The sequence below is a fragment of the Crossiella sp. NPDC003009 genome (assembly GCF_053591555.1).
Window position 1 is genome coordinate 1 of the sequence record NZ_JBSFUA010000084.1, and the last position, 17,732, is coordinate 17,732.

13 protein-coding genes are annotated in these 17,732 nt (G+C 71.8%); 12 read left to right on the forward strand and 1 reads right to left on the reverse strand.

All coding sequences use genetic code 11. From position 1 onward, the window contains the following. The 10 genes from ACWDY5_RS40500 to mmsB all read left to right on the forward strand — a co-directional run. A partial coding sequence (locus tag ACWDY5_RS40500) for an immunoglobulin-like domain-containing protein (protein ID WP_449727431.1) occupies window positions 1-1,254 on the forward strand: 1,254 nt, incomplete at its 5' end. A gap of 16 nt (window positions 1,255-1,270) precedes the next feature. Then, window positions 1,271-3,754 carry an alpha-L-arabinofuranosidase C-terminal domain-containing protein gene (locus ACWDY5_RS40505; protein WP_449727432.1) on the forward strand — a complete coding sequence of 828 codons (2,484 nt, stop codon included), beginning with the start codon at window positions 1,271-1,273 and terminating at the stop codon, window positions 3,752-3,754. Then, window positions 3,751-4,773, forward strand: a complete 1,023-nt coding sequence (locus ACWDY5_RS40510) for a glycoside hydrolase family 43 protein (protein WP_449727433.1) — start codon at window positions 3,751-3,753, stop codon at window positions 4,771-4,773. The genes ACWDY5_RS40505 and ACWDY5_RS40510 overlap by 4 nt, the downstream gene beginning before the upstream one ends. Before the next feature lie 114 nt (window positions 4,774-4,887). Continuing rightward, on the forward strand, window positions 4,888-5,874 hold the full coding sequence (locus ACWDY5_RS40515; protein WP_449727443.1) for a LacI family DNA-binding transcriptional regulator: 987 nt from the start codon (window positions 4,888-4,890) through the stop codon (window positions 5,872-5,874). A gap of 336 nt (window positions 5,875-6,210) precedes the next feature. Continuing rightward, window positions 6,211-7,893 carry a ribulokinase gene (araB, locus tag ACWDY5_RS40520; RefSeq protein ID WP_449727434.1) on the forward strand — a complete coding sequence of 561 codons (1,683 nt, stop codon included), beginning with the start codon at window positions 6,211-6,213 and terminating at the stop codon, window positions 7,891-7,893. Continuing rightward, the gene (locus tag ACWDY5_RS40525) at window positions 7,894-8,547 is read left to right on the forward strand and encodes an L-ribulose-5-phosphate 4-epimerase (protein ID WP_449727435.1); all 654 of its coding nucleotides are present in this window, start codon (window positions 7,894-7,896) and stop codon (window positions 8,545-8,547) included. It begins immediately after the preceding gene. A 17-nt stretch (window positions 8,548-8,564) separates the two neighbouring features. After that, window positions 8,565-10,073, forward strand: a complete 1,509-nt coding sequence (araA, locus tag ACWDY5_RS40530; RefSeq protein WP_449727436.1) for an L-arabinose isomerase — start codon at window positions 8,565-8,567, stop codon at window positions 10,071-10,073. 16 nt (window positions 10,074-10,089) lie between these two features. Next, window positions 10,090-11,175 carry a multiple monosaccharide ABC transporter substrate-binding protein gene (gene chvE / locus ACWDY5_RS40535; protein WP_449727437.1) on the forward strand — a complete coding sequence of 362 codons (1,086 nt, stop codon included), beginning with the start codon at window positions 10,090-10,092 and terminating at the stop codon, window positions 11,173-11,175. Window positions 11,176-11,177: 2 nt separating this feature from the next. Continuing rightward, entirely contained in the window at window positions 11,178-12,716 is a 1,539-nt protein-coding gene (mmsA, locus tag ACWDY5_RS40540; RefSeq protein ID WP_449727438.1) for a multiple monosaccharide ABC transporter ATP-binding protein, read from the forward strand. Beyond that, window positions 12,713-13,915 carry a multiple monosaccharide ABC transporter permease gene (mmsB, locus tag ACWDY5_RS40545; protein WP_449727439.1) on the forward strand — a complete coding sequence of 401 codons (1,203 nt, stop codon included), beginning with the start codon at window positions 12,713-12,715 and terminating at the stop codon, window positions 13,913-13,915. Before mmsA ends, mmsB begins: the two co-directional genes overlap by 4 nt. Before the next feature lie 12 nt (window positions 13,916-13,927). On the opposite strand, the gene ACWDY5_RS40550 is transcribed toward mmsB, so the two are convergent. Then, window positions 13,928-15,691, reverse strand: a complete 1,764-nt coding sequence (locus tag ACWDY5_RS40550; protein WP_449727440.1) for a BTAD domain-containing putative transcriptional regulator — start codon at window positions 15,689-15,691, stop codon at window positions 13,928-13,930. A gap of 190 nt (window positions 15,692-15,881) precedes the next feature. Here ACWDY5_RS40550 and ACWDY5_RS40555 point away from each other — a divergent pair, with 190 nt between their 5' ends. After that, complete coding sequence (locus ACWDY5_RS40555; protein ID WP_449727441.1) at window positions 15,882-16,058, forward strand: FDLD family class I lanthipeptide; 177 nt, start codon at window positions 15,882-15,884, stop codon at window positions 16,056-16,058. A 269-nt stretch (window positions 16,059-16,327) separates the two neighbouring features. Further along, entirely contained in the window at window positions 16,328-17,587 is a 1,260-nt protein-coding gene (locus ACWDY5_RS40560) for a lanthionine synthetase C family protein (RefSeq protein WP_449727442.1), read from the forward strand. Window positions 17,588-17,732 lie beyond the last annotated feature (145 nt).

Below are 17,732 nucleotides of genomic sequence, written 5' to 3' on the forward strand. Positions count from 1 at the left end.
GTGGTGGCTCAGCCAGGGCAGGTGGCTGTGCAGCACCAGGCTGAAGGTGCCGACGCGCTGACCGTCTGGGACGCCCACGACCTGCGCGGCAACATCACCCTGCCCACTGAGTCCGCCGGCGCCACCGTGTCCTGGCACTCCAACCGCCGCAACGTGATCACCGAGACCGGCGAGCTGACCCGCCCGCCGCACGGCGCGGCCCCGGTCACCGCCACCCTCACCGCCACCCTCACCGCCACCGTCCGCCTCGGCGGGCGCCAGGTGAAGCGCCGCTTCGAGGTCACCGCCCGCCCGCTGCCGGCCAAGGCGGCCTACGAGGGCTACCTGTTCGGCTACTTCACCGGCGAGGGCACCGCCACCGGCGAGCAGGTCTACCTGGCGGCCAGCCGCGGCAACGACGCGCTGCGCTGGGACGAGCTCAACCGCGGCAAGCCGGTGCTGACCTCCGGCAAGGGCGACAAGGGCGTGCGGGACCCGTTCATCATCCGCTCGCCGGAGGGCGACAAGTTCTACCTGATCGCCACCGACCTCCGGATCCACGGCAACGGCGACTGGGACGCCGCGCAGCGCCACGGCAGCAAGCACATCGAGGTCTGGGAGTCCACCGACCTGGTGCGCTGGTCCGCGCAGCGGCACGTGCGCGTCTCGCCGGACACCGCGGGCAACACCTGGGCCCCCGAGGCCTACTACGACACCTCCATCGGCGCGTACGTGGTGTTCTGGGCGTCCAAGATCTACGCCGCCAACGACCCGCAGCACACCGGCAACACGCACAACCGGATGCTCTACGCCACCACCCGCGACTTCCGCACCTTCAGCCAGCCCAAGGTGTGGGTGGACCCCGGCTACTCGGTCATCGACTCCACGGTGATCAAGGACGGCAACACCTACTACCGCTTCACCAAGGACGAGCGGAACAACTCCTCCAGCACCCCGTGCAGCAAGTTCATCCTGGCGGAGAAGTCGGCGAACCTGCGCTCCACCAAGTACGACTTCCTCGCCGACTGCATCGGCAAGGGCGCGATCAGCCAGGGCGAGGGCCCGACGGTGTTCAAGTCCAACACCGAACGCAAGTGGTACCTGTTCATCGACGAGTTCGGCGGGCGCGGCTACATCCCGTTCGAGACAACGGATCTCGCCTCCGGCCGCTGGACCCCCTCCGCCGCGCACGCGCTGCCGCGCAGCCCCCGCCACGGCACCGTGCTGCCGATCACCAAGGCCGAGCTCGACCGCGTCCGCGCGGCTTTCCCCTGACCCCGCAGGAGATCGCGTGTCTCGCTTGTTGCTCTGCGCCGCGCTCGCGGCGAGTCTGCTGGTGGCCCTGCCCGGTGCGGGCGCGGCCGCCGACACCGACTACACCCTGACCGTCGACCCGGCGGGCAAGGGCCCCGCCATCGACGACTCCATGTACGGCGTCTTCTTCGAGGACATCAACCGCGCCGCCGACGGCGGCCTGTACGCCGAACTGGTGCAGAACCGCTCCTTCGAGTACGACCGCGCCGACAACGCCGCCTACACCGGCCTGACCTCCTGGTCGCCCACCGGTGGCGTGGCCGAGGTGGCCGACGACGCCGGGCGGCTGAACGAGCGCAACCGCCGCTACCTCAAGCTCCGCCTGCCCGGTGGGGTGGTGAACTCCGGTTACAACACCGGGATCTCGGTGCGGGAGGGCCAGTCCTACGACTTCTCGGTCTGGGCGCGCACCGACGCCGCCGCCGGCACCCCGCTGTCGGTCGCGCTGACCGACCCGGCGGGCAAGGACCTGGCCGCCCCGCTGCGGATCCAGGTCCGCGGCGACGGCTGGGTCAAGCACACCGGCAGCTTCCGCGCCCGCGCCACCAGCACCACGGCCCGGCTGCGGGTCAGCGGCGGGGGAGCGGGCACGCTGCGGCTGGACATGGTGTCGCTGCTGCCAAGGGACACCTACAAGAACCACGGCCTGCGCCGCGACCTGGCCGAGAAGATCGCCGCGCTGAAACCGGGCTTCGTCCGCTTCCCCGGCGGCTGCCTGGTCAACACCGGCAGCCACTACGGCTATGCGGCCCCGGACTACGAGCGCCGCCGGTCCTACCAGTGGAAGGACACCATCGGCCCGGTCGAGCAGCGGGCCACCAACTGGAACTTCTGGGGCTACAACCAGTCCTACGGGCTCGGCTACTTCGAGTACTTCCAGTTCGCCGAGGACATCGGCGCGATGCCGCTGCCGGTGGTGCCCGCGCTGGTCACCGGCTGCGGCCAGAACCAGGCCACCAAGGACCCTGAGCTGCTGCGGCGGCACATCCAGGACACCCTGGACCTGATCGAGTTCGCCAACGGGCCGGCCACCTCCACCTGGGGCGGCAAGCGCGCCGAGATGGGCCACCCGGTGCCGTTCCGGCTCACCCACCTCGCGGTGGGCAACGAGGAGAACCTGCCGGAGGACTACTTCGCCCACTTCACCGAGTTCCGCAAGGCCATCGCGGCCAAGCACCCGGAGGTCACCGTGGTCGGCAACTCCGGCCCTGATGACACCGGCGCCACCTTCGACCGGCTCTGGCAGCTCAACCGCCAGGCCGGGGTGGCGATGGTGGACGAGCACTACTACAACAGCCCCAGCTGGTTCCTGGAGAACAACCAGCGCTACGACAGCTACGACCGCAAGGGTCCCAAGGTCTTCCTCGGTGAGTACGCCTCGCAGGACAACCGGTGGCGCAACTCCCTGGCCGAGGCCGCGTTCATGACCGGCCTGGAGCGCAACGCCGACGTGGTCAAGCTCGCCTCCTACGCGCCGTTGCTGGCCAACGAGGACGCGGTGCAGTGGCGGCCGGACCTGATCTGGTTCAACAACCACGCCTCCTGGGGCTCGACCAGCTACGAGACGCAGAAGCTGTTCATGACCAACGTGGGCGACCACGTGGTGCCCAGCACCGCCTCCGCCACACCGTCTGCAATGGAGCCGATCACCGGCGCGATCGGCCTGTCCACCTGGGCCACCGCGGCCAGTTACGACGACGTGCGGGTGACCGCCGCCGACGGCCGGACCCTGTTCACCGAGGACTTCTCCGGCACCGACGCCCGCTGGAGCAAGGCCGCGGGCCGCGGCAGCTGGGCGGTGACCAACGGCGCCTACGTCCAGTCCGACGCCGCCGCGGAGAACACCCTGGTGACCGCGGGCGATCCGGCCTGGCGGGACTACACGCTGAACCTCAAGGCCACCAAGCAGTCCGGCAAGGAAGGTTTCCTGGTCGCCTTCGGCGTCAAGGACACCGGCAACCTCTACTGGTGGAACCTCGGCGGCTGGGACAACACCCGCTCCGCGGTGGAGAAGACCGAGTCCGGCGGCAAGAGCACGTTGCTGGAGAAGGACACCAGGATCGAGACCGGCCGGACCTACGACCTGAGGGTGGAGGTCCGCGGCAGGCGCGTCACGCTGTTCCTGGACGGTCAGCGGTGGGGCGAGTTCACCGACGACCGCAAGGCGGAGCCCTTCCGCCAGGTGGTCACCAGGGACCTCGCCACCGGGGAACTGATCGTCAAGGTGGTCAACGCCCAGGAGGACGCGGCGCGGGTGCGGCTGGACCTGGGGCGCGACACCCAGGTCCAGCCCATCGCGCAGGCCACCACCCTGCAAGGCCGCCCCGAGGACCTCAACACTCAGGCCGGGCAGCCGATCCGGCCGCGCACCTCACCGGTGCGGGTGTCGAGCTCCTTCACCCACACCTTCCCGCCGCACTCGATCACCTTCCTGCGCATCAAGGATCGGAGCCGCCCGTGACCGCCTTCGACCGACGTTCCCTGCTGCGGGCCGGCGCTGTGCTCGCCGCCGCGAGCGCCCTCCCGCTGGCCGCCGCCGCACCGGCAGGCCAGCCGCTGATCCGCCAGCGGGCCGACCCGTTCATCACCCCACCGGCCGGCGGCCGGTACTACTTCACCGGCTCGGTGCCCGAGTACGACCGGATCATCATCCGCGGCGCGTCCACAGTGGAGGGTCTGGGCGCGGCGGCGGAGACGGTGATCTGGCGGCGGCCGGCCTCGGGCCGGATGGGCGGGCACATCTGGGCGCCGGAACTGCACCGGATCGGCGGGAAGTGGTACGTCTACTTCGCCGCGGGTGACTCCGACGAGCCGTTCCGCATCCGCACCTACGTCCTGGAGTCCGCCGCCGCCGACCCGCGCGCGGCCGGCTGGGTGCTGCGCGGCCAGGTGCAGACCGCCTGGGACACCTTCACCCTGGACGCGACCACCTTCGCCCACCGCGGCAAGCGGTACTTCCTGTGGGCGCAGAGCGAACCCGGCATCGCCACCAACAGCAACCTCTACATCGCCGAGATGGCCTCGCCGCTGGCGCTGCGCGGCACGCCGGTGCGCATCGCGGTGCCGACGGAGTCCTGGGAGACCCAGGGCTTCAAGGTCAACGAAGGCCCCGCGGTGCTCATCCGCAACGGCCGGGTGTTCGTGACCTTCTCCGCCAGCGCCACCGACGCCCGCTACAGCATGGGCCTGCTCACCGCCAACGCGAGCGCCAACCTGCTCGACCCGCGCTCCTGGGTGAAGTCGCCAGGCCCGGTGTTCAGCAGCAACGCGGGCACCAGCCAGTACGGGCCAGGGCACAACTCGTTCACCACGGTCGGCGGCGCGGACGTGCTGGTCTACCACGCCAGGGACTACCGGGACATCACCGGCGACCCGCTGTTCGACCCCAACCGGCACACCAGGGTGAAGCGGCTGCGCTGGAAGGCCGACGGCAGCCCGGACTTCGGCGTGCCCGACGGCGGTGCGAGCCCGCTCGGCTAGTGGACAATGGGGTGTGTCAGCCCGGCATCCGATGGGTGTTATCGCTAACATCGGGTGTCGAAGGTCGAGGATCGGAGATCGTCTGTGGACAGCAGGGCCACCCGTGACCCCGCGATGACCGATGTCGCCCGGCTCGCCGGGGTCTCGCACCAGACGGTGTCGCGGGTGCTCAACGACCACCCCAACGTGCGCGAGCAGACCAGGCTGCGGGTGCGCGCCGCGATCAAGGAGCTGGGCTACCGGCCCAACCGGGCGGCGCGTGCGCTGGTCACCGGGAAGTCGCAGCTCATCGGCGTGGTCACGCAGAACTCGACGCTCTACGGCCCGGCCTCGCTGCTGTCCGCCTTCGAGGAGGCGGCGGGCGAGGCCGGGTTCGCGGTCAGCGTCGGCCGGGTCAGGGTGCTGGACCGGGACTCCATCGCCGCGGCGGTGGAACGGCACCGCGACCAGCGGGTGGCCGGCATCGTGGTCATCGCGCCCACCGCCTCGGCCAGCGACGCCCTCGCCGACATCCCGGCCGGGGTCCCCCTGGTCACCGTGGACGGCGACCCGGACCGCCCCACCCCGCTGGTCACCGTGGACCAGGCCGCGGGCGCCTTCGCCGCGACCAAGCACCTGCTCGACGTGGGCCACAAGACGGTCTGGCACGTCTCCGGCCCCGCGGACTGGTTCGATGCCGCGGGCCGGGTGCGCGGCTGGCAACGGGCGCTGGACCTGGCGGGCGCGGAGGTGCCGCCGGTGCTGCCCGCGGACTGGAGCGCCGCGGCCGGGTACCAGGCCGGGCAGATGCTGGCCAGGATGCCGGAGGTGACGGCGGTGTTCGCGGCCAACGACCACCTGGCCCTGGGCGTGCTGCGCGCGATGAGCGAGCGGGGCCGGCGGGTGCCGTGGGAGGTCAGCGTGGTCGGCTTCGACGACGTGCCGGAGGCGGCGTACTTCATCCCGCCGCTGACCACGGTGCGGCCGGATTTCGCGGCGGTGGCGCGGGAGACGCTGGGGCTGTTGCTGGCCCAGGTCAGCGAAGGGGAGACGGCGGAGCCGTGCCGGACGATCGCGCCTGATCTGGTGGTGCGGGAGAGCGTCGCGCCGCCGCCGGCTTGAGTCGCGGGGTCTGGCGGGCGCGGGTGAGGTGATCGCCAGGTCCGCGGCCGGTCGCCGCCGCGCTGGTGGCGGGACCGCCGTGGCTGCCGCCTGACCGCCGCCCGGCCCGGCCTGGCCTCGTGAGCTCGCCGCCTGCGAGCCTGCCTGCGTGCCTGCCCGCTTCACGCGGCCGGGTCCGCCCGCGAGCCCGCCTGCCCGCTTCACGCGGCCGGATGGCTGGCTGGCCGCCGTGTCGGGTCCGGCGGTTTTGTGCTGCCATGCGCACGTTCACCACAAGCTCGCAAAGCCCGTACTCCCAGGCTTGACGGCTCAAATGTTAGCGATAACAATCGCCGTGTGACTGAGCTGCCAACCGATCCCGGCGCGTGTGTCGTGGGCGTTGACTTCGGCACGTTGTCCGGGCGGGCTGTGGTGGTGCGGGTGCGGGACGGGGCCGAGCTGGGTTCCGCGGTGCACGAGTACCCGCACGGTGTGCTGGATGACGTGCTGCCGCGCACCGGGCGGGCGCTGCCGCCGGACTGGGCGTTGCAGGTGCCCGCCGACTACGTCGAGGTGTTGCGGACCGCGGTGCCCGAGGCGGTGCGGGTGTCCGGTGTGGACAGTGATCAGGTCATCGGCATCGGCACCGACTTCACCGCGTGCACCATGGTTCCGGTCACCGCCGACGGCACGCCGCTGTGCGAGCTGCCGGAGTTCGCCGAAGAGCCGCACGCCTACGTGAAGCTGTGGCGGCACCACGCGGCCCAGCCGCAGGCCGACCGGATCAACGAGCTGGCCCGGCAGCGCGGGGAGAGCTGGCTGCCGCGCTACGGCGGGCTGATCTCCTCGGAGTGGGAGTTCGCCAAGGGGCTCCAGCTGCTGGAGGAGGCTCCCTCGGTCTACGCGGCCACGGCGCACTGGGTGGAGGCCGCGGACTGGATCGTCTGGCAGCTCACCGGGAGCTACACGCGCAACGCGTGCACCGCCGGGTACAAGGGGATTCACCAGGACGGGGCCTATCCGGACCGGGAGTTCCTGACGGCGCTGAACCCCGCCTTCGCCGGGTTCGTCGAGGACAAGCTGGCGCATCCGCTCTCCGCGCTCGGTGAACGGGCTGGTGGGCTCAGCGAACAGGCTGCGGCGTGGACCGGGTTGCGGGCGGGGATCGCGGTCTCCGTTGGCAACGTGGACGCGCACGTCACCGCGCCCGCGGCGCAGGCCGTTGAGCCCGGGCAGATGGTGGCGATCATGGGGACCTCCACCTGTCACGTGATGAACGGGGCGGTGCTGCGCTCCGTGCCCGGCATGTGCGGGGTGGTCGACGGCGGGATCGTGCCGGGCCTGTGGGGCTATGAGGCCGGGCAGAGCGGGGTGGGCGACATCTTCGCCTGGTTCACCCGCACCCAGGTGCCGCCGGAGTACCACGAGCGGGCCCGCGAACGCGGCATCTCCGTGCACGAGCTGCTGACCGAACTGGCCGCGGCGCAGGCCGTCGGCGAGCACGGGCTGATCGCGCTGGACTGGCACAGCGGCAACCGGTCCGTGCTGGTCGACCACGAGCTCTCCGGCGTGGTGGTCGGCCAGACCCTGGCCACCCGGCCCGAGGACCTCTACCGGGCGCTGCTGGAGGCCACCGCCTTCGGCACCAAGACCATCATCGACACCTTCGCCGAGGCGGGGGTGCCGGTCACCGAGCTGGTCATCGCGGGCGGGCTGCTGCGCAACGAGCTGCTGATGCGGATCTACGCCGATGTGACCGGCCTGCCGCTGTCGGTCAGCGGTTCGGCCCAGGGACCGGCGCTCGGCTCGGCGCTGCACGCCGCGGTGGCCGCCGGCGCGTACCCGGACATCAGGGCGGCCGCGGCGGCCATGGGGTCGGTGCGCCGGGGCGTCTACCAGCCGGATCCGGCCAATGTCGAGGTCTACCAACAGTTGTACCGCGAGTACCGGGACCTGCACGACTACTTCGGCCGCGGCGCCAACGAGGTCATGCACCGGTTGCGCGCCCACCGCCGCGCCGCGCTGGAGAGGAAGGGCTAGATGTCGGTCACCGCCGAACTGCGCCGCACCGTCGCCGAGCTGCACCGTGAGCTGACCCGCTACGAGCTGGTCAGCTGGACCGCGGGCAACATCTCCGCGCGGGTGCCCGGCCACGACCTGATGGTGATCAAACCGTCCGGGGTCTCCTACGACGAGCTGACCCCGGACGCCATGGTCGTCACCGACCTGCGCGGCAACCTGGTGGAGGGCGAGCTGGCCCCGTCCTCGGACACCGCCGCGCACGCCTACGTCTACCGGCACCTGCCCGAGATCGGCGGGGTGGTGCACACCCACTCGCCGTACGCCACCGCATGGGCCGCGCGCGGGGAGCCGATCCCGTGCGTGCTCACCATGATCGCCGATGAGTTCGGCGGCGAGATCCCGGTCGGGCCGTTCGCGCTCATCGGCGACGACTCGATCGGGCGCGGCATCGTGGACACCTTGCGCGCCAGCCGTTCTCCCGCGGTGCTCATGCGCCACCACGGCCCGTTCACCGTGGGCGCGGACGCCCGCGCGGCGGTCAAGGCCGCGGTGCTGCTGGAGGACGTGGCCCGCACCGTGCACTTCGCCAGGCAGCTCGGCGCGCCGCAATCCCTTGCCCAGCAGGACATCGACAGCCTGTACGAGCGCTACCAGAACGTATACGGGCAGTGAGCCCGCGAGGAGTGAACATGCCGGTCGCGGCCAAGCCCCAGGTCTGGTTCCTCACGGGCAGCCAGCACCTCTACGGGCCGGAGACGCTGGCGCAGGTCGCCGCGCAGTCCCAGTGGATCCAGCGGATGCTCACCGAGTCCGGCAAGCTCTCGGTGGAGGTCATCTGGCGTCCGGTGCTCACCGACGCCGGGGCGATCCGGGCGGTGCTGCACGAGGCCAACGGCGATCCGTCCTGTGTCGGGGTGATCGCCTGGATGCACACCTTCTCCCCGGCCAAGATGTGGATCTCCGGCCTGGACCTGCTGCGGAAACCGTTGCTGCACCTGCACACCCAGCTCAACGAGGCGCTGCCATGGGCGAGCATCGACATGGACTTCATGAACCTCAACCAGGCCGCGCACGGTGACCGCGAGTTCGGCTTCGCCCAGACCAGGATCGGGCTGGCCCGCAAGACCGTGGCAGGCCACGTGCGCGAGCCGCACGTGATCGAGCGGATCGACGGCTGGGCCCGCGCCGCGACCGGGGCGCAGCACCTGCGCAACCTGCGGCTGGCGCGTTTCGGCGACAACATGCGCGATGTCGCGGTGACCGAGGGCGACAAGGTCGAGGCGGAGCTGAAGCTCGGCGTCTCGGTGAACACCTACGGCGTCAACGACCTGGTCGAGCTGGTGGCCGAGGCGACCGAGGCGGAGGTCGACCTGCTGGTCGCCGAGTACGCCGAGACCTACCGGCTGGCGCCGGAACTGGGGCGGGACGGGGCGCGGCACGGGTCACTGCGCTACGCCGCCCGGATCGAGTGCGGGCTGCGCCGGTTCCTGGTGGAGGGCGGCTTCGGCGCGTTCACCACCAACTTCGAGGACCTCGGCGGGCTGCGCCAGCTGCCGGGCCTGGCCGTGCAGCGGCTGATGGCCGACGGCTACGGCTTCGGCGGCGAGGGCGACTGGAAGACCTCGGCGCTGCTGGCCGCGGTGAAGGCGATGGGCGAGGGCACCGGGCGCGGCACCTCGTTCATGGAGGACTACACCTACCACTTCGGGCCGGGTGAGCCGAAGATCCTGGGCGCGCACATGCTGGAGGTGTGCCCGAGCATCGCCGCGCACCAGCCCTCCTGTGAGATCCACCCGCTGGGCATCGGCGGCCGGGAGGACCCGGTGCGGCTGGTCTTCGACGCCGAACCCGGCCCCGGGGTGGTCATCGGCCTGGCCGACCTCGGCGACCGGTTCCGGTTGACCGCCAACGAGATCCAGGTGGTGCCGCCGGACGAGCCGCTGCCGAACCTGCCGGTGGCGCGCGCGGTGTGGCGGCCGGCGCCCTCGCTGTCGACCTCCGCGGAGTGCTGGCTCACCGCGGGCGGGCCGCACCACACCGTGCTCACCCAGGCCGTCGGCGCCGAGCCGCTGCGCGACCTGGCGCGGATCCTCGACGTCGAGCTGGCGCTCATCGACGAGCGCACCACCACCGATGAGTTCACCGACCGGCTGCGCTGGAACCAGGCCTACCACCGGCTCGCGCAGGGCCTGCGCTGAGAATCAGGGAGAAACAATGAGGTTTCCACGATCCGCGGCCCTGGTCGCGTTGCTGGCCACGCTCACCGCCTGCGGCTCCTCGGTCAAGACCGTCGACCAGCAGGGCGCCTCCGGCGAGGGCGCGCTGGTCGGCGTGACCATGCCGACCAAGTCCTCCGAGCGCTGGATCCACGACGGCGACAACATCCGCAAAGCCCTGGAGCAGCAGGGTTTCCGGGTGGACCTGCAGTACGCGGAGAACGACATCCCGACCCAGGCCAACCAGCTGGAGAACCAGATCACCAAGGGCGCCAAGGCGTTGATCGTGGCCTCCATCGACGGCACCGCGCTCAGCTCGCAGCTGCAACAGGCCGCGGCGGCGAAGATCCCGGTCATCGCCTACGACCGGCTGATCCGCAACAGCCCCGCGGTGGACTACTACGCCACCTTCGACAACTTCCGGGTCGGCGTGGAACAGGCCAACTCGCTGCTGGCCGGGCTGAAGGCGCGGGGCGCGGGACCGTACTCGGTGGAGCTGTTCGGCGGCTCGCCGGATGACAACAACGCCACGTTCTTCTTCAACGGCGCCATGTCCGTGCTCCAGCCGCTGATCGACGCGGGCACCGTGGTGGTGCGCAGCGGCCAGCGCGACTTCGGCACGGTGGCGATCCTGCGCTGGGATCCGGCCACCGCGCAGCGCCGGATGGAGGACATCCTCACCAAGACCTATGCCGGGTCCAGAGTGGACGGTGTGCTCTCCCCGTACGACGGGTTGTCCATCGGCATCCTGTCCGCGCTGAAGAGCAACGGCTACGGCAAGGCGGACCGGCCCTACCCGGTGGTCACCGGGCAGGACGCCGAGGTGGCCTCGGTGAAGTCGATCATTGCGGGGGAGCAGTACTCCACCGTGCAGAAGGACACCAGGGAGCTGGCCAAGGTGGCCGCGAACATGGCCGGCGCGGTGCTGCAGGGCCGCAAGCCCGAGGTGAACAACGAGAAGGACTACCACAACGGCGTCAAGGTGGTGCCCTCCTTCCTGCTCCAGCCGGTCGCGGTGGACAAGGAGAACTACCGCAAGGTGCTGGTGGAGTCCGGCTACTACACCGAGGGCCAGCTGAAGTAACGATGACCGAGCACATCCTGCGGATGCGGGGCATCAGCAAGACCTTCGGCCCGGTCACCGCGCTGGACGGCGTCACGCTGTCGGTGCGGCGCGGGGAGATCCACGCGATCTGCGGGGAGAACGGCGCGGGCAAGTCCACGCTGATGAAGGTGCTCTCCGGGGTGTACCCGCACGGCTCCTACACCGGCGAGATCGACTTCGACGGCGCGCCCTGCGCCTTCGCCGGGATCGCCGAGAGCGAGGCGCGCGGCATCGTCATCGTGCACCAGGAGCTGGCGCTCTGCCCTGAGCTGTCCATCGCGGAGAACCTGTTCCTGGGCAACGAGATCGCCACCCGCGGCTGGATCGACTGGAACCGGGTCAACCACGACGCGGCCGCGCTGCTGGCGCGGGTGGGCCTGCGGGAGAACCCGGTGACCCCGGTGCGCGAGATCGGCATCGGCAAGCAGCAGCTGGTGGAGATCGCCAAGGCGCTGGCCAAGGACGTGCGGCTGCTCATCCTGGACGAGCCCACCGCGGCGCTCAACGACGAGGACTCCGCGCACCTGCTGGACCTGCTGCGCGAGCTGCGCGGACAGGGCGTCACCTCGGTGATCATCTCGCACAAGCTCAACGAGATCACCGCGGTGGCCGACTCGATCACCATCATCCGCGACGGCCGCACCGTGCAGAGCATGGACGTGCACGCCGAGGAGGTGAGTGAGGACCGGATCATCGCGGGCATGGTCGGCCGCGACCTGACCCACCGGTTCCCGCCGCGCACCCCGCGGATCGGCGCGGAGGTGCTGCGGATCGAGGACTGGACCGTGCACGACCCGGCCCGGCCGGAGCGGGCCGTGCTCCAGGACGTCTCGCTGTCGGTGCGGCGCGGGGAGATCGTCGGGCTGGCCGGGCTGATGGGCGCCGGCCGCACCGAGCTGGCCATGAGCGTGTTCGGCCGGTCCTGGGGCACCGGTTTCTCCGGCCGGATCTTCAAGGACGGCAAGGAGATCGCGCCGCGCTCGGTGCGCGCGGCCATCCGGCACGGCATCGCCTACGTCAGCGAGGACCGCAAACGCTACGGCCTCAACCTGATCGAGGACATCCGGCGCAACATCTCCGCCGCCGGGCTGGGCAGGCTGTCCCGGCGCGGCTGGGTGCGGGAGGGCGAGGAGTTCGGCGTGGCCAAGGGATACCTGCGGGAGCTGGGCATCCGGGCGCCCGGCGTGCTCACCCCGGCGGGCGCGCTCAGCGGTGGCAACCAGCAGAAGGTGGTGCTGGCCAAGTGGATGTTCACCGAGCCGGACGTGCTGATCCTGGACGAGCCCACCCGCGGCATCGACGTCGGCGCGAAGTACGAGATCTACGGCATCGTCAACCAGCTCGCCGAACGCGGCGCCGGCGTGCTGGTCATCTCCTCGGAGCTGCCGGAGCTGCTCGGCCTGTGCGACCGGGTGTACGCGCTGGCCGAAGGCCGGATCACCGGTGAGGTGGGCAGGGCGGAAGCCACCCAGGAACGCCTCATGCGGCACATGACCCAGGGACAGGAGCGGAACCGTTGAGCACCAAGGCAGAACTCCCGCCACGCCGCCGGTTCCGGATCAACCCCAGGCAGAGCGGCATCTACGTGGCCTTCGCGCTGATCGTGGTGCTGTTCACCGCGCTGACCGGCGGCACCCTGCTGGAGCCGCAGAACATCTCCAACATCATCGTGCAGAACTCCTACGTGCTCATCCTCGCCGTCGGCATGATCCTGGTGATCATCGCCGGGCACATCGACCTGTCCGCGGGCTCGGTGGTCGCGCTGACCGGGGCGCTGTGCGCGGTGCTGACCGTGCAGCTGGGCCTGCCGTGGCCGCTGGCGGTGCTGGTCACGCTGGTGGCAGGCGGGGTGATCGGGGCCTGGCACGGCTACTGGATCGCCTACTTCGGCATCCCGGCCTTCATCGTCACCCTGGGTGGCATGCTGGTCTTCCGCGCGCTCACCCTGAGCGTGCTGGGCAACCAGGGCATCGGCCCGTTCCCGGAGCCGATCCGCACGCTGTCCAACGGTTTCCTGGACGGTTACCTCGGCAACATCGGCCTCGGCCCGCTCGGCGGCGCGGACCTGCTGAGCCTGCTGATCGGCCTGGCCGTGGTGGCCGGCATCGCGCTGACCCAGTGGCGGGCCCGGCGCGGGCGCGCGGGCTACGGGCAGGAGATCGACCCGATGCCGGTGTTCGTGGCCAAGATCGCCGCGGCCGGGCTGCTGGTGCTGGCCGTGGTGGTGCAGCTGGCCCGCTTCCGCAACCTGCCCTGGGTGCTGGTGCTGCTGGCCGCGCTGGTGTGGGGCTACTCGGTGCTGGCCGGGCGTTCGGTGTTCGGGCGGCGGATCTACGCCATCGGCGGCAACCTGCAGGCGGCCACCCTGTCCGGGGTGAACGTCCGCGCGGTCACCTTCTGGGTGTTCGTGAACATGGGCGTGCTGGCCGCGCTGGCCGGGGTGGTCTTCGCGGGCAGGCTCAACCAGGCCGGTCCCACCGCGGGCGCCTCCTTTGAGCTGGACGCGATCGCGGCCGCCTTCATCGGCGGCGCGGCGGTGCAGGGCGGGGTGGGCAAGGTGGTCGGCGCGGTCACCGGCGGCCTGATCATGGCGGTGATCAACAACGGCATGTCCCTGATCGGCGCGCCCAGCGAGCGGGTGATGCTGGTCAAGGGCCTGGTGCTGCTGGCGGCGGTCGCCTACGACGTGTGGACCAAACGGCGCTCCGGCGCACGCTGACCGGGTCGCCGGTCAGCGGCAGGCCCACAGCCGTCCGGCCGCGGGGGTCCGCGCCTCCTGCTCGGCCAGCGCCAGCGCGTACTCCCGTAGCAGGCGGTGCAGGGCGTAGCGGCCGGGTGCGGGCTCGGTGAGCAGGTGCTCCTCGTGCAGGCAGGCCAGCCCGTGCCGGGCCGCGCCGGTCGCCAGCCCGGCCAGCGCGGCCACGGCGGGCAGGTCGAGCTCAGCCGCCGTGCCGAGGCAGCGGAAGAGCTTCTGCTGCGCGGGCCGCAACCCGCGGTAGGACAGCTGGAAGGCGGGGGCGAGCGAGTCCGCCAGCTGCTGTGCAGTGCACTGTGGACGGAGGTGTGAGCGGGCGGCGAGGGTGATCGCCAGCGGCAGTCCGCCGCACAGCGCCACCAGCTCGGCGCGGTTGGCCGGTTCCGCGCCGGGCCTGATCAGCCGCCGGAACAGCTGGGCGGACGCCGCGGGCGGCAGCGTGCCGAGCGCCAGGCCGCGTGCGCCCTCCAGCGAGCTGAGCCGCCGGCGGCTGGTGACCAGCGCGAGGCTGTTACCCGGGCCGGGCAGCAGCGGCCGGACCTGCTCGTGCCCGCCCGCGTCGTCCAGGACGAGCAGCACCTTCTTCTCCCGCACCCGTTCCTGCCACAGCGCGGCGCGGGCCCGCACGCTGCCGGGGACGGCGCCCGGCGGGACGCCGACCGCGCGCAGTAGCGCGGCCAGCGCGGTGTGCGGGGACAGTGGCGGCTGCCCGGCGGCGAAGGCGTTGAGGCGCAGGAAGATCTGACCGTCCGGGAACCGAGGGGCGAGCCGGTGCGCGGCGTGCACGACCAGGGCGGTCTTGCCGATGCCGGGCATGCCGGTCACCAGCCGGGAGCCGGAGGTGTCACTGGTGAGCAGGTCCAGCTCGCTGTCCCGGCCGGTGCAGGCGGGCAGGTCAGGGGGCAGCTGCGCCGGAGCCCGGGTGGCGAGGGCGAGCGCGGCCGGGCTCCTCGGCACCGCGGTCAGCTCCGGGTCTCCGGCCAGCACGCGGTGGTAGAGCTCCCGCAGCCGCGGCCCGGGATCGATGCCCAGCCGGCCGGTCAGCGCGGCGCACCCGTCCCGGAACACCCCGAGTGCCTCGCCTGCCCGCCCCGCCCGGCACAGCGCCAGCATCAGCAGCTCCCTGGACCGCTCGCGCAGCGGGTTGCCGGTCACCAGCGCGGTCAGCTCGGGCAGCGCCGCCTGGTGGTCACCGCGGTCGAGCAGCAGCCCGGCCCACAGCTCCTGCGCCAGCAACCGGGACTCCTGCCACCGCCTGCGCTGGGCGAGCAGGTACGGGCTGTCCAGGCCGCTGAACGGTTCGCCGCGCCAGCGCCGCAGCGCGGACTCCACCGCGCTGACCGCCTCGCCCACCCGGCCCGCGTGCTGGTGCCGCTGGGCGGCGGCGACCTCCTGCTGGAAGACCAGGGCGTCCAGCTGGTCGGGGCGGGCGCGCAGCAGGTAGCCGGCGCTGGTGCGGGCCACCGTCGCGTCCCGCTCCCCGGCGGTCCCGGCAGGCCGCAGCGCCCGGCGCAACCGGCTGATGTTGGTCTGCACCGTGTTGTGCGCCCGCTGCGGCGGGGAGTCCGCCCACACCGCCTCGACCAGCGCGTCCACCGGCACCGGCTGGTTCAGCCTGGTCAGCAGCACGGCCAGCACCGCCTGCTGGCGGGCCCAGCCCAGCTCCAGCGGCACCACGCCGCAATGCGCGGTCAGCGCGCCGAGTACCCCGAAATGCAGCCATTCATTTCCTGATGGCACCGCAACCCCCGTTGTGATCCCGCCCCGGCGGCACCGTAGCGCGATTTCCCGCGCCCTCGGCGGCAGCTGGCAGCAACATGCCATGAAACTGTGACCGGAATCCGTGAAAGTCTCGTGTACGAATGCCCGCTTAGTGTGCGAAGGCGGCGCGATAAACATCGCGCGGCGAATTCACGGAAAGGTGCTTTTCATGGATGCCTTTGACCTGGATGCCAAGGTGACCACGCCGGCCGGCCACGGCCAGGCCCAGCCGTTGACGGTCACCAGCGTGCTCACCAGGACGATCTGCACCAGGACGCCGGTGTGCTCCAAGCAGACCTGCCGGTGCACGATGGTGCCCTGCACCTCGGCCTGCCGCCAGGGCTGACCGGACAGCGGTCCGGCCAACTAGGAAAGGGGGTGCTGCCCTGTGTCGGCCACAGGGCAGCACCCGCCGCCCAAGCTACCGCACCACGCCCGCACGCCGGGCGCGCGGAACACTGACGAACAGGGGTTGTTGTGCGCGTGGAATCGGAGAGAGGTCCTGTTCCGGACCGGGTCGCGGTGGCCGGAGAAACCATTGCCGCCTGGCACGGCGAGGTGCCGGGGGCGCTTGCGGACAAAGCCAGGGAAATAGCGTGGGAGGTGGCCAGTCGGATGGCCGATCCGGCCGCCGTCGTGGCGCAGGTGCTGCGGTTCACCGAGCAGACGAAACACCCGATGGAATGGTGCTATCCCAGCTTCAGCCACGGACACGCCGGCCTCGCGCTGCTGCACGTGCACGCCGCGGCGGCCGCACCGGGCGAGGCGGAGCGCGACCGGTCGCTGGAGACCGGGTTCGCCTTCCTCCGCGAGGCATTCGCCGGCACCCAGGTGCAGCCGCTGGAGGGGCCTAGCGTCTTCTCCGGCACCAGCGGCCTCGCGCTGTGCGTGGCGGGCTGCGCCGAGTTCGAGCCCCGGTTCCGGCCGAGCCTGGGCCGCCTGCACGACCAGCTCACCGCCCAGCTCGCCGAGCTGGCCCCGCCCCGGGTGGAACGCGGGGTCAGCGACTCCGACTACGACATGATCAGCGGCGCGGCCGGCGTGCTGGCCTACCTGTGCTCGGTGCCCGAACCGGAGCAGGCGCTGCGCACCGCAGCGCACGAACTGCTGGACTACCTGATCTGGCTGGGCGAACCGCCCCGCGACCTGACGCTGACCCGGCGCTGGCTGATCGCGCCCGAGCTCTGCGCGCCGCTGGGCGAGCACAGCAGGGACTACCCCGGCGGCTACCTCAACCTCGGCATGGCCCACGGCATCCCGGGGGCGGTCGCGGCACTGGCCGTGGCCTGGCAGCGCGGGCTGCGGCGGCCTGGCCAGCAGGAGGCGCTGCGGCGGATGACGGACTGGCTGCTGGAGGTGCGCCGCGCCGACGAGCACGGGCCGGTGTGGCCCACCGAGATCCCGGCCGAGGTCACCGGCGCGGAGATCCGGCCCAGCGCGCCGCGGGACCAACTCGCCTGGTGCTACGGCTCGGCCGGGGTGGCGGTTTCGCTGCTCGCGGCCGGTGACGCGCTCGGCGACGGCGGCCTGCGCACCGCCGCGATCGAGGCATTCGATGCGGTGCTGCGCCGCAGCGCGGCCGTCGGCGTCCCGTCGCCGACCTTCTGCCACGGCCTGGCTGGGCTGCTGGCGATCAGCATGGAGTTCGCCGCCGCGGGCAGCCCGCTGGCCCGTGAACGCACCCCGGAACTGCTCGACGAGCTGCTCCGGCTCGCCGATCCGGCGCTGCCGCTGGTCTTCCGCGACCGGGAGGAACCCGACAACCTGGTGGACGGCCCCGGGGTGCTCAGCGGCTCGCCGGGGGTGGCGCTGACCCTGCTGGCCGCGCTCAGCCCGCGCCGCCCGTCCTGGCTGCACGCCTTCCTGGTGCGGTGACCATGGCCGAGTCACGCTACGAGCCCGCTGGCTTCTTCCTGCTGCGCGCCCCCGCGTTGCCCGCCAAGGTCTTCCAGGACCTGCTCGCCGATCCGGCGCGTGCGCAGGTCGAGGCACGCCTGCGCGCGCTGGCCGCGCGGCCGGA

Bases quoted from the DNA above. Each gene is read 5' to 3' on its own strand.
- ACWDY5_RS40560 (WP_449727442.1), top strand. From the start codon at position 16,328: ATGGCCGATCCGGCCGCCGTCGTGGCGCAGGTGCTGCGGTTCACCGAG.
- ACWDY5_RS40555 (WP_449727441.1), top strand. From the start codon at position 15,882: ATGGATGCCTTTGACCTGGATGCCAAGGTGACCACGCCGGCCGGCCAC.
- araA (WP_449727436.1), top strand. From the start codon at position 8,565: ATGCCGGTCGCGGCCAAGCCCCAGGTCTGGTTCCTCACGGGCAGCCAG.
- ACWDY5_RS40515 (WP_449727443.1), top strand. From the start codon at position 4,888: ATGACCGATGTCGCCCGGCTCGCCGGGGTCTCGCACCAGACGGTGTCG.
- mmsA (WP_449727438.1), top strand. From the start codon at position 11,178: ATGACCGAGCACATCCTGCGGATGCGGGGCATCAGCAAGACCTTCGGC.
- ACWDY5_RS40525 (WP_449727435.1), top strand. From the start codon at position 7,894: ATGTCGGTCACCGCCGAACTGCGCCGCACCGTCGCCGAGCTGCACCGT.
- chvE (WP_449727437.1), top strand. From the start codon at position 10,090: ATGAGGTTTCCACGATCCGCGGCCCTGGTCGCGTTGCTGGCCACGCTC.